Source organism: Saccharothrix sp. HUAS TT1 (assembly GCF_040744945.1).
In the GTDB taxonomy this organism is placed as follows: Bacteria; Actinomycetota; Actinomycetes; order Mycobacteriales; family Pseudonocardiaceae; genus Actinosynnema.
On record NZ_CP160453.1, the window covers coordinates 2,070,724 to 2,083,482 of the forward strand.

Here is a 12,759-nt window from a genome sequence, read left to right on the forward strand (position 1 = left end):
GTCGCGGTGACCGGGTCCCACTGTGCCGAGCGGTCCTCACACTCGGCTCACGCGGCCGATCCGTCGGTGCCCTGCCCTATGCTTCGCCCCGCACGTGAGGGGGTGCGCGTGGAGGTCGAGTTCAAGGTGCTCGGACCCCTTGAGGTCCGGCGGGGCGGCGGCCAGGTGGTGCTGCCGGCGGGCAAGGCGCGGGTGCTGCTGGCGACCCTGCTGCTCCGCGCCGGCCGGGCGGTGCCGGTGGACGTCCTGGTCGACCGCCTCTGGGAGGGGCGGTCGCTGAACCCGGCCCGCACCAGGGCGACCCTGCACATGGTGGTGACGAGGCTGCGCCAGTCGCTCGGCGAGGCGAACGTGGTGCGGACCACCGCGGGCGGGTACGTGGCCGACGTGCCGCCGGGCGCGCTGGACCTGCACCGGTTCCGCGAGCTGGCGGCGGCCGGCCGGTACGCCGAGGCGCTGGCGCTGTGGCGGGGCGCGCCGCTGTCGGACGTGCCGTCCGACGTGCTGCACGACGAGGACGTGGCGCCGCTGCTGGAGGAACGCCTCGACGTGCTGGAGCGGCGGGTCGACGCGGACCTGGCGGCGGGGCGGGCCGCGGAGCTGGTGGCCGAGCTGCGGGCGTCGACCCGCGAGCACCCGCTGCGCGAGCGGTTCTGGGGCCAGCTGGTGGAGGCGCTGTCCCGGTCCGACCGGCAGGCCGAGGCGCTGGCCGCCTACCGGGAGGTCGGCGAGCTGCTGGCCGAGCAGCTGGGCGTCGACCCGGGGCCGCGGCTCCAGGAGCTGCACCGGCGGATCCTGGCCGGCGCCCCGGAGGCCCCCGCGCGCGGGTCGGCCACGCCCGCGCCGCGCCAGCTGCCGATGCACACCCGGTTCTTCGTCGGTCGCGAGCGCGAGCTCGGAGTGCTGTCGGCGCTGCTCGACCCGGTGTCGGCGGGCGGCGCGGCGGTCATCTCGGTGATCAACGGCACGGCCGGCGTCGGCAAGACCGCGCTGGCCCTGCACTGGGCGAGCCGGCACCGCGACCGGTTCCCGGACGGGCAGCTCCACGTGAACCTGCGCGGGTTCGACCCGACCGGCGTGCCGATGAGCCCGGAAGAGGCGCTGCGCGGTTTCCTCGGCGCGCTCGGCGTGGCGCGGGAGCGGATCCCGTCCGGGCTGGACGAGCAGGTCGGGCTGTACCGGAGCCTGCTCGCCGACCGCCGGGTGCTGGTGGTGCTGGACAACGCGGCCGACAGCGAGCAGGTGCGCCCGCTGCTGCCGAGCGGCGGGCGCTGCCTGGTGCTGGTGACCAGCCGCAACCAGCTCGACGGGCTGGTGGTGCGCGAGGGCGCGCAGCCGCTGCCGCTCGGCGTGCTGTCCGACGAGGAGGCGACCGCGCTGCTGGAGCGGCAGCTGGGCGCGGACCGGGTCGGCGCGGAGCCGGCCGCGGTCGGGGAGCTGATCGGGCACTGCGCCGGGTTGCCGCTGGCGCTGTCGGTGGTGGCGGCGCGAGCGGCGGCGCACCCGGACTTCTCGCTGCGGGCGCTGGCGGTCGAGCTGTCCGACGAGCGGACCCGGCTGGCGGCGCTGGACACGGGCGAGGCGATGACCAGCGTCAAGACGGTGTTCTGCTGGTCGTACGAGCGGTTGAGCCGGGAGGCCGCCCGGATGTTCCTGCTGCTGGGCGTGCACGCCGGTCCGGAGGTGTCGATCCCGGCGGCGGCGAGCCTGGCCGGCGTGCCGCCGCGGGCCGCGCGCCAGGCCCTGGTCGAGCTGAGCCGGCTGCACATGATCGCCGAGCCGGTGCCGGGCCGGTTCTCGCTGCACGACCTGGTGCACGCCTGCGCGCGCGACCTCACCGCCGCGCACGACGACCAGGACGAGCTGCGCGCCGCCCTGCGCCGGCTGCTCGACCACTACCTGCACACCGCGGACGCCGCCGACGGGTTGCTGTACGCGCAGCGCGCGGCGGTCCCGCTGGCCGAACCCGAGCCCGGCGCGGTGACGCCGGAGCTGACCGGCCGGGCGGACGCGCTGGCCTGGTTCGGCATCGAGCGGGAGACGCTGTGGGCCGCCGTCGGGCACGCCGCCGCGCACGGGTTCGACGCCCACGCCTGGCAGCTGGCGCGGACCACCACGGCGTTCGCCCGGCTGCGGTCGTACTGGCCCGAGCAGGCGCGGTGCCTGGAGGTCGCGCTGGCCGCGGCCGGGCGGCTGGGCGACCCGGTCGCGCTCGCCTCGACCCACCGCGACCTGGGCCGGGTGCTGATCGGGCTGCGGCGGTTCGCCGAGTCCGAGCGGCACCTGCGCACGGCGCTGGAGCTGGCGCGCGAGTCGGGCGACCGGCGGGGCGTGGCGCACGTCCACCGCCACCTCGCCGGCCTGTGCGAGGAGCAGCGGCGGCTGCCGGAGGCCCTGCACCACGCCGAGCGGGCGCTGGAGGTGTTCGAGGAGCTGGGCGACCGCGCCGGTGTGGCCCGCGCGCTCAACGCGGTCGGCTGGGCCCGCGCCATGCTCGGCGCCGACCTGGACCGCGCGCTGGCCGACTGCGGTCGGGCGCTGGTGCTGTCGCAGGAGGTGGACGACGTGCTGGCGGAGGCGGCGACCTGGGACAGCCTCGGCTACACCCACCACCGCCTGCGGGACCTGGACGAGGCGGTCCGCTGCTACCGCGAGGCGCTGCCCCGGTACCGGGAGAGCGGTGACCGGTACGAGGAGGCGGCGACGCTGCAGCGGCTCGGCGACACGCACCTGCTGGCGGGCGACCACGACGCGGCGCTCGCGGTGTGGCAGGAGGCGCTGGCCATCCTGGACGAACTGGGCCACGGCAACGCCGACGTGCTGCGGGCCAAGGTGGCCGGCCTGCCGTGACCGCGCCTGACCGGGCGTGAGCTGCGGTGAACGGGTCCACCGCGCGCCGGCGGCCGCACCCGGGTGGCGGGCGCCCGGTCGGAATCGGCGGGACGGGGGACACCGCTGTCCGGTACACATTCGCGGTGGCGCTAGGGGGTGTCGGGATGACGGTGGACGTCCGGTTGCGGGTGCTGGGGCCGCTGGAGGTGCGGCTCGACGACCGGCCGGTGCCGGTGCCCGCCGGTCGCGCCCGGGTGCTGCTGGCGACGCTGCTGCTGCGCGCGAACCGGGCGGTGCCGGTGGACGACCTGGTCGCGCGGCTCTGGGACGAGGACCCGCCGAACCCGCGCCGGGCCAGGGCGACGCTGCACATGGCGGTGGCCCGGCTGCGGCAGGCGCTCGGCGAGGCGAACGTGGTGCGCACCGCCGCGAACGGCTACCTGGCCGACGTGCCGCCGGGCGCGCTGGACCTGCACCGGTTCCGCGAGCTGGCGGCGAACGGCGAGTACGCCGAGGCCCTGTCGCTGTGGCGCGGCGAGCCGCTGTCGGACGTGCCGTCGCCGCTGCTGCACGCCGAGGACGTCACGCCGTTGCTCGAAGAGCACCTGGTGGTGCGGGAACGGCGGATCGAGGCCGACCTGGCGGCGGGCCGGTCCGACGCCCTGGTCCCCGAGCTGCGCGCGTTGACCGCGGAGCACCCGCTGCGGGAGCGGTTCTGGGGCCTGCTGATGCTCGCCCTGTCCCGCGCCGGCCGCCGGGACGAGGCGCTGGCCGCGTACGAGGAGCTGCGGTCCAGGCTCGCCGACGAGCTGGGCGTCGACCCGAGCCCGAACGTCCGGCGGCTGCGCCGGGAACTGGTCGACGCGCGCCCCGTGCCGCGGCAGCTGCCGTCGCCGGGCGGGTTCTTCGTCGGCCGTGACGACGAGCTGCGCGCGCTGACCGGCCTGCTCGACTCCGACGCGGGCACGATGGTGATCTCCGCGATCGGCGGCACGGCGGGCATCGGCAAGACGACGCTGGCCGTGCGCTGGGCGCACCGGGTGGCCGAGCGGTTCCCGGACGGCCAGCTGTACGTGGACCTGCGCGGCTTCGACCCGGGCGGCGAGCCGATGCCGCCCGGCGACGCCATCCACCGCTTCCTGGAGGCGCTTGGCGTGCCGCCCGACCGGGTGCCGCCCGACCTGGACGCCCGCGCCGCGCTCTACCGGACGCTGCTGGCCGACCGCCGGGTGCTGGTGCTGCTGGACAACGCCCGCGACAGCGACCAGGTGCGACCGCTGCTGCCCGGCGGCACGCGGTCGATGGTGCTGGTCACCAGCCGCAACGACCTGAGCGGCCTGGTCGTGCGCGAGGGCGCGGCGCCGCTGGCGCTCGGCCTGCTGACCGAGCCCGCCGCGCGGGCGCTGCTGGAGCGGCAGGTCGGCGCCGAGCGGTCGGCGGCCGAGCCCGAGGCGTTCGCCGCGCTGGTGGCGCACTGCGGCGGGTTGCCGCTCGCGCTGGCCATCGTGGCCGCCCGAGCGGCGGCGGACGCCGGGTTGCCGCTGAGCGCGCTCGCGGCCGAACTCGTGGACGAGCGCACGAGGTTGGCCGCGCTGGACGCCGGTGACGGCACGACCAACGCGAGGGCCGTGTTCTCGTGGTCGTGCCGGCACCTGAGCGCTCCGGCGGCGCGGGTGTTCCGGCTGCTCGGCCTGCACCCCGGACCGCACGGGACGCCGGCCGTGGTGGCGAGCATGACCGGCCTGTCGCCGGCCCGGACCCGCGAGGTGCTGCGGGAGCTGGTGCGCTCCCGGCTGCTGGGGCAGCCCGCGCCCGACCGGTTCGCCTACCACGACCTGATCTGCCTGTACGCGGTCGACCAGGCGCACGAGCACCACGGCCCGGCCGAGCGGCGCGACGTGGTGCGCCGGGCGCTGGACCACTACCTGCACACCGCCGACCGGGCCGACCGGCTGCTCCACCCGCACCGCGACCCCCTCGACCTGGACCCGGCCGACGAGGCGGTGGCGCTGACCGGGCTCGCCGACCACCGGGAGGCGCTGGCCTGGTTCGAGGCCGAGCACCGGGTGCTGGTCCTGCAGATCGGGCTGGCGCACGACCAGGGCTTCGACGACCACGCGTGGCGGCTCGCGCGGGCCTGCGCGGCCTACTTCCAGGGCCGCGGCCACCGGCGGGACCAGCTGGCCACCCAGCGGACCGCCCTGGCGTCCGCCGAACGGCTCGGCGACCTCGACGCGCAGGTCCGGGTGCACCGCGACATCGGCCTGACCGACCTCAAGAGCGGTGACCTGGAAGCCGCCGCCCGCCACTACCGGCGGGCGCTGGAGCTGTCCGCCCGGCTCGGTGACGGCTCCGGCCGGGCCCGCGCGCACCGCGGCCTGGCGGAGGTGTTCGAGCGGCAGGGCCGTTACGCGGACTCGCTGCGCGAGTGCGTGAGCGCGTTGGAGCTGTTCCGCGCGTCGGGCCCGGTGTCGGAGGTGGCGGGCGCGTTGAACGCGGTCGGCTGGTTCCACAGCCTGCTGGGCGACCACGACGCCGCGCTGGAGCACTGCCGGGAGGCGCTGGAGGTGTTCCGCGGCCTCGGCGACCGCTTCGGCGAGGCGGACGCGCTGGACGGCCTGGGCCAGGCCCTGCACCACTCGGGCCGGCCGGACGAGGCGGTCCTCCGGTTCCACGAGGCGGTCCGGCGCCGGCGGGAGACCGGGTCGACCGACGAGGAGGCCCGCACGCTGCGCCGGCTGGCGCGGGCCGAGCGGGACCGGGGCGCGGTCGACGCGGCGTTGGCGGCGGCCGACAGGGCGTTGGAGATCTTCACCGCGCTGGACGAGGTGGAGGCCGAGGCGTTGCGCGAGGAGTTCAGCTCGCTGTCGTCACCTCGTCACGGCCAGTGATGTTCGAGTAGACTCACGGGCGGTGCATGGGGGGCCTCTTGTCGACTGAGTTCAGGGTGCTCGGACCCCTGGAAGTCCGGTCGGCGGGCAAGCCGATCGCGGTTCCGGCGGGCAAGGCGCGGGTGCTGCTGGCCGCGTTGCTGCTGCGGGCGGGCGAGGTCGTGCCCGCCGACGAGCTGGTCGAGCGGCTGTGGGAGGGCGGCGCGCCCGACCCGGCCCGCGCGCGGGCCGCGCTGCACATGACGGTGGCCAGGCTGCGCCGCTCGCTCGGGCCCGCGAACGTGGTCCGCACCGCGACCGGCGGCTACCTCGCCGACGTGCCCGCCGACGCGCTCGACCTGCACCTGTTCCGGTCGTGGGCGGACGCCGGGCGGTACGCGGACGCGCTCGGCCTGTGGCGCGGCGCGCCGCTGTCGGACGTGCGCTCGGACGCGCTGCACCGGCTGGAGGTCGCGCCGCTGGAGGAGGAGCGCCTCGTCGTGCTGGAACGCCGGATCGACGCCGACCTGGCGGCCGGCGGGGCGCGGGAGCTGGTCGCCGAGCTGCGGTCGTTGACCCGCGCGCACCCGCTGCGCGAGCGGTTCCGCGACCAGCTGATGCTCGCGCTGTACCGGGCCGACCGGCAGGCCGAGGCGCTGGCCACCTACCGCGCGGCCCGCGAGGTGCTGGTCGACGAGCTGGGCGTCGAGCCGGGGCCGCGGCTGCGCGAGCTGCACGAGCGCATCCTCGGCGGCGACCCGGACCCGCTGCCCGCGAAGCCCGTCGTGCCGCACCGGCTGCCCGCCCGCGGCCCGCACTTCGTCTGCCGGGACGCGGCGCTGGCCGAGCTGTCCGCGCGGGCGGAGGCGGGCGCGGGCGTCGTGGTCGTGGGCGGCGCGGCGGGCGTCGGGAAGACCGCGCTGGCCGTGCACTGGGCGAACCTGGCGGCCGACGCGTTCCCGGACGGCCGGCTGTACGCGGACCTGCGCGGCTTCGGCACGGCCGACTCGCCTTTGCCGCCCGCCGAGGTGGTCCGGGGTTTCCTGGACGCGTTCGAGGTGCCCGCGGCGGAGGTGCCGGACGGGTTGGCGGCCCGGGTCGAGCTGTTCCGGCGCGTGGTCGGGGGCAGGCGGGTGCTGGTCGTGCTGGACAACGCGCGGGACGCCGACCAGGTGCGCCCGCTGCTGACCGCCGGCTGCTTCACGGTCGTCACCAGCCGGGACCGCCTCGCCGACCTGGTCGCCGCCGGCGCGCACCCGGTCGACGTCGACCTGCTGGACGACGCCGCGTCGCGCGCGCTGCTCGTGCGCCGGCTGGGCCCGGAGCGGTTGGCGGGGCAGGACACCGCGACCGCCGCGCTGGTCGCGCACTGCGCCGGGCTGCCGCTGGCGCTGGCCGTGGTGGCGATGCGGGCCGCGGTCAACCCGCACTTCCCGCTGGCGCTCATCGCCGAGGAGCTGGCCGACGAGCAGGCCGGGCTGCGCCAGTTCGACACCGGCGACCCGGAGTCGAGCCTGGGCAACGTGTTCTCCTGGTCCTACCGGCTGCTCGGCCCGTCCGCCGCCCGGCTGTTCCGGCTGCTCGGCCGCCACCCCGGACCGGCGTCCGCGTCCGCCGCGGCGGCGCTGGCCGGGGTGCCCCTGCCGGAGGCGGAGGCGGCGATCGGCGAGCTGATCGCCGCGCGGCTGCTGACCGAGCCCTCGCCCGGCCGGTACTCGGCGCACGGCCTGCTGCGGCGGTACGCGGCCGAGCTGTCCGCCGCCGAGGACGACGACACCGACCGGGCGCGGGCCGCCGAACGCGCGCTGAGCTGGTACGTCCACACCGCCCGCAACGCCGTCGGCTGGCTGCCCGACCGGGGCGCGCCGGCGCCCGGCCGCGCGGCGGACCGGTTCCTCCGCGCCGCGTGCGAGCGGGCGTCGCCGCGACCGCCCGAGCACGTGCCGCCCGCCGGGTTCACCTCGGCCGAGGACGCGTCGGCCTGGCTCGGCGCCGAGTGGGACAACCTGGTCCGGCTGGTCCGCGCCGCGACGGCCGGGTAGGGCGCCGGTGGCACTTCGGAGAACGACGGCGGCGGGTGGGGCGAGCAGGTTCGCCGGCCACCGCGCACCCCGTCCACCCGGCTCGCGGCGGCGCTCGCGGCACGTCCGGAAGTCGTAAACTGCGAGAGGTCCAAGGAGGGGTATGGCGACTCGGTGCACGGTCCCGGGGCTACCCGCACTTCCGGCCCACCGCCCGCCGTCCGCTGAGAGGCCCGTGGCGTGACGGCGCTGCGGTTCAACGTGCTCGGCCCCCTGGAGGCGTGGCACGGCGAGGCGCCCGTCCCGATCCCCGCCGGTCGGGCGCGGGTGCTGCTGGCGACGCTCCTGCTGCGCGCGAACCAGCCGGTCCCGGTGGACGTCCTGGTCGACCGGTTGTGGGAGGGCGGCGCGCCGAACCCGGACCGGGTGAAGGCCACGCTGCAGATGGTGGTGCGCAGGCTGCGCCAGGCGCTGGGGCACGCCAACGTGGTGCGCACGACCACCAACGGCTACGTCGCCGAGGTCGACCCGCGGTCGCTGGACCTGCACCGGTTCCGCGAGCTGGCGGCGGCCGGCGAGCACGCCGCGGCGCTGGCGCTGTGGCGGGGCGCGCCGCTGTCGGACGTGCGGTCGGACCGGCTGCACCAGGAGGAGGTCGAGCCGCTGCTGGAGGAGCGGCTGGTCGTGCTGGAACGCCGGATCGAGGCCGACCTGGCGGCGGGCCGGTCCGGTGACCTGGTGCCCGAGCTGCGCGCGCTGACCAGGGCGCACCCGCTGCGGGAGCGGTTCTGGGGCCAGCTGATGCTCGCCCTGCGCGGCAGCGATCAGCAGGCCGAGGCGCTGGCCGCGTTCGGCGCGGTGCGCGAGCTGCTGGCCGAGGAGCTCGGCGTCGACCCCAGCGAGCACCTGCGCGCGGTGCACCGGGCCGTGCTGGCCGGTGACGCCGAGCCGCAGCCCGCGCTCACCCCGTGGACCGCGCTGTGCCAGCTGCCGCCGGACACGGCGGACTTCATCGGCCGCGACGACCTCTACGCGGAGGCGTCCGCGCTGCTCACCGCGGACCCGTCCAGGACGGCCGTGCCGGTGCTGGCGATCACCGGCGCCCCCGGCACCGGCAAGAGCACCCTGACCATCCGGGTCGCGCACGCGCTGCGCGGCAGCTTCCCGGACGGCCAGCTCTTCGTCCGGCTCGACGGCGCGGGCAACGCGCCGCGCGACCCGGCCGAGGTGCTGGCCGAGCTGCTGACCGCGGTCGGCGTCAGCCCGTCGGCCGTGCCGGACCGGCTGGAGGCGCGGGCCGCCGCGTTCCGCTCCCGCGTCGCCGACCGCGCGGTGCTGCTGGTCCTGGACGACGCGGCGGGCGTCGACCAGGTGCGGCACCTGCTGCCGGGCACCGCGAGCAGCGCCGTGCTGATCAGCAGCAGGCACCAGCTCGGCGGCCTGCCCGGCGTGCGCAGCCTGCGGGTGCCGCCGCTGGCCGCCACCTCCGGCCTCGACCTGCTGACCCGGATGCTCGGCGCGGACCGGGTCGCCGCCGAGCCCGCGGCCGCCGCCGCGATCGTCGAGGCGTGCGGCGGCCTGCCGCTGGCGCTGCGGATCGTCGGCGCCCGGCTGGCGTCCCGGCGGTCGCTGCCGCTGGCGAAGCCGGCCGCCCGGCTCGCCGACGAGCGCCGCAGGCTGGACGAGCTGGCCACCAGCGACATGGAGGTCCGGGCCAGCCTGGAGCCGAGCTACGAGGCGCTGCCCGCGGACGCGGCGCTGGCGTTCCGCAGGCTCGGGCTGCTCGGCGCGTCGGACGTGGCGGCGTGGGTGGTGCGCGCGCTGACCGGGCTGGACGACCCGGAGGACGCGGTCGAGCAGCTGATCGGGGCGAACCTGCTGGAGGAGGTGGGCCGGGACGCGACCGGCGAGCCGCGCTACCGGCTGCACGACATCCTGGCCGTCTACGCCGCCGAACTGGCCCGCGCGGAGGGCCGCGAGCGCAACGACGCCGCCCTGCGCGACTACGTCGACGCGCTGACCGCGCTGGCCGACGCGGCGTCCTCCCGGCTGCCGCTGGTGGTGGACGAGCTGGCGCCGGACCCGGTCGAGCCGTCGCCGCTGCTGTCCGCCGCCGAGGTCGAGCGGCTGACCGCGGACGGGTCGAGCTGGTACCTGGCCGAGCAGTCGCACCTGGCGCAGGCCGTCGAGCTGTCCGCGCGCCGCGGCTGGGTGGGCGAGGCCGTCGCCCTCGTCCGGCGGATGATGACGCAGCTCGACGTCTACATGCCCCTCGACCGGGTGATCGAGCTGTACGAGCTGGTCCGGGACACCGCGGCCGCCGCCGGCGAGAGCCGGCTCAAGTGGCGGATGGAGCTCGGCCGGACGACCCAGGTGGTGAAGCGGGCCCTGGACGAGTCGCTGCTGGCCGACCTGGACGCGTGCGTCGAGGGCTTCCGCGCGATCGGCGACCTGCCCGGCGAGGCCATCGCGCTCGCCGCCGTCGTCCACTACCGCTACCTGCACAGCGGCGCGCCGGACGTGGACCTGGCCCGGCACGCGGCGGACGTGGCCGAGCGCTGCGGCGTGCCCACCGTCTACTGCTCGGTGCTGCGCGAGTACGCCTCGATGCTGGCCGCGTCCGGCCGGTACGCCGAGTCGCTGCCGCACTTCGCCGAGACCCTGGCGCTGACCAGGGCCGTCGACGACCCGCTGCCCGAGGTCGGCGTGCTGTACCGGATCGCCCGCTACGCCATGGACAACGACGACCTGACCCGGGCGGTCGAGGTGACCGACCGGGCCGCCGCCCTGCTGCGCGGCGTGGACGACATGCGCGCGGTGGCCTACGTGTCCAGCCTGACGTCCAGGGTGCGGCTCGCCGTGGGCCGGCCGCAGGACGCGCTGCCCATGGCCGAGCGCGCCTACCGGATCTTCGAGGAGATCGGCGAGAGCCTGGGCGCGCCGAGCGCCGTCGCGTCGATCGGCGAGTCGTGGCTCGACCTGGGCCGGCCGGACGAGGCGATGCGGGTGCTGGAACCCGCGCTGCGCGAGTACCGCGACGTCGGCGCGGCGGAGGCGGTCGAGCGGATGGAGCGGACCTTCGCGCGGGCCACCGCGGCGATCGCGCGACCAGCCGACGGGACGTCGGACCGGTGAGGTATGCATATGCGGGCCCGCCCCGGCCGACGAGGGGATGACCGATGAGCTTGCACGTGGCGGTGGACTTCGGCACGTCCAGCACCTGCGTCGCCCTGTCGCGGCACGGCCGCGAGCCGCAGGTCGTCGTGGTCGACGGCCAGCCGATCGTGCCCTCGGCGGTGTTCGCCGCCGCGGACGGCACCCTGTTCGTCGGGCAGGAGGCGGAGCGCCAGGCCGCCGTGGACCCGTCCCGCTACGAGCCGCACCCCAAGCGCCGCGTCGACGAGGGCGAGCTGCTGCTCGGCACCAGCGTGCTGCCGGTGGTCGACGTCGTGCGGGCCGTGCTGACCAGGGCGGTGGACGAGGCGCGGCACGTGGCCGGCGGCGCCCGGGTCGACCTGCTGGTGCTGACCCACCCGGCCGACTGGGGCGCGATCCGCACCAGGGTGCTCCTGCAGGCCGCCCGCGGCCTCGGCCAGGAGGTCCGGCTGGTGCCGGAGCCGGTCGCGGCGGCGGTGTTCCACTCGGCGACCCACGCCATCGGCGACGGCACGGCGCTGGCCGTGCTCGACCTGGGCGGCGGCACGGTCGACGCCAGCGTGGTGGCCAGGCGGGGCGACGCGTTCCGGGTGCTGGCGACCAAGGGCGACCCGGCCTTCGGCGGCGCGGACGTCGACCAGGTGCTGCTGGAGCACATCGGCTCGCTGGTCTCGCCCGGCGACCCGGACGCGTGGCGGCAGCTCGTGGAGGGCCGGGAGCTGGCCGACCGGCGCAAGCGCCGGGTGCTGCGCCAGGACGTGCGCGGCGCGAAGGAGACGCTGTCCCGCCACGCCTACACCGACGTGCCGCTGCCGCCGCCGTTCCCCGACGCCCACGTCACCCGCACCGACCTGGAACGCCTGATCAGCACGCCGCTCAACCGGGCGGCCGCGCTCGTCGTGACGGCGGTGCGGGACGCCGGGCTCGACCCGCGCGGGCTCGCCGGCGTGTTCCTGGTGGGCGGGTCCAGCCGGATCCCGCTGGTCGCCCGCCTGGTGCTGGAGCAGTCCGGCGTGGTGCCGACGAGCATCGACCAGCCGGAGACCGTGGTGGCCCGCGGCGCGCTGCGGGCGGTGAGCGCCGACCCGCTGCGCACCGGAGCGCTGCCGCCCGGCGCCCACGTGCCCGGCGCCTCGACCGGTCGGGGCGACGTCACCCGGAAGATCACCGGCGAGCAGACCCGCAAGATCACCCGGCGGATCACGCCGCCGCCGTCGTCGCCCGGCGGGTTCGGGCAGCCGCCCTTCTACCCGTCGCCGGTCCCGCCGTCGCCGGTCCCGCCGTCGCCGCCGCGCCGCAGCCGCGTGCCGCTGGTCGTGATCGCGGTCGTGGTGGTCGTCGCCGCCGTGGGCGCTTCGGTGGCGTACGCGCTGACCCGGAACGAGACCCCGGCCGGCGGGTCGACCACGTCCGGACCGACCTCGCCGACCACCGCCGCCGGGGGCCGGACCATCGCGCAGTACGACTACAACTTCGTCGCGCCGGACGGCTGGCGGCAGACCGGCGGCCAGGTCGAGACCCGCAAGGTGCTGCTGGAGCCCGAGGCGCCGGTGTCCGACCTGGACGTCATCGCGGTGGAGGAGCGGCTGCTCAACTACAACGCCACCGAGGACCGGGCCCGCGCCGAGACCGAGCTGCGCGGCCAGTACGACCAGCGCGAGAACGTGTCCGACTTCGACGCTTCGGCCGACTTCGCCACCAAGAGTGTCGTTTACTACCGGGAAGAGGCGGGCTCGGCCACCATCGACTGGTACGTGCTGCTCCAGGACGACGTCCAGGTCAGCGTCGGCTGCCAGTACCCGCGGGACGGCCGCGACCGGGTCCGCCCCGCGTGCGAGCAGGTCGTCCGCACGTTGACCGTGACCAGCTGACTTGTGGGG

The 12,759-nt window shown here is 77.0% G+C and carries 5 protein-coding genes; all 5 read left to right on the forward strand.

Features of this window, described 5'->3' with window-relative positions:
- The first annotated feature begins 108 nt into the window (after window positions 1-108).
- The 5 genes from AB0F89_RS10300 to AB0F89_RS10320 all read left to right on the forward strand — a co-directional run bounded on the left by AB0F89_RS10300 (window position 109) and on the right by AB0F89_RS10320 (window position 12,750).
- The gene (locus tag AB0F89_RS10300) at window positions 109-2,850 is read left to right on the forward strand and encodes a BTAD domain-containing putative transcriptional regulator (protein WP_367134883.1); all 2,742 of its coding nucleotides are present in this window, start codon (window positions 109-111) and stop codon (window positions 2,848-2,850) included.
- A gap of 146 nt (window positions 2,851-2,996) precedes the next feature.
- Window positions 2,997-5,723, forward strand: coding sequence for a BTAD domain-containing putative transcriptional regulator (locus AB0F89_RS10305; RefSeq protein ID WP_367134885.1), 2,727 nt, complete (start codon window positions 2,997-2,999; stop codon window positions 5,721-5,723).
- Window positions 5,724-5,761: 38 nt separating this feature from the next.
- Window positions 5,762-7,744, forward strand: a complete 1,983-nt coding sequence (locus AB0F89_RS10310) for a BTAD domain-containing putative transcriptional regulator (RefSeq protein WP_367134887.1) — start codon at window positions 5,762-5,764, stop codon at window positions 7,742-7,744.
- Between the two features lie 219 nt (window positions 7,745-7,963).
- Window positions 7,964-10,858, forward strand: coding sequence for a BTAD domain-containing putative transcriptional regulator (locus tag AB0F89_RS10315; RefSeq protein ID WP_367134889.1), 2,895 nt, complete (start codon window positions 7,964-7,966; stop codon window positions 10,856-10,858).
- 44 nt (window positions 10,859-10,902) lie between these two features.
- On the forward strand, window positions 10,903-12,750 hold the full coding sequence (locus AB0F89_RS10320) for a type VII secretion-associated protein (protein ID WP_367134891.1): 1,848 nt from the start codon (window positions 10,903-10,905) through the stop codon (window positions 12,748-12,750).
- Window positions 12,751-12,759 lie beyond the last annotated feature (9 nt).

Bases quoted from the DNA above. Each gene is read 5' to 3' on its own strand.
- AB0F89_RS10305 (WP_367134885.1), top strand. From the start codon at position 2,997: ATGACGGTGGACGTCCGGTTGCGGGTGCTGGGGCCGCTGGAGGTGCGG.
- AB0F89_RS10320 (WP_367134891.1), top strand. From the start codon at position 10,903: ATGAGCTTGCACGTGGCGGTGGACTTCGGCACGTCCAGCACCTGCGTC.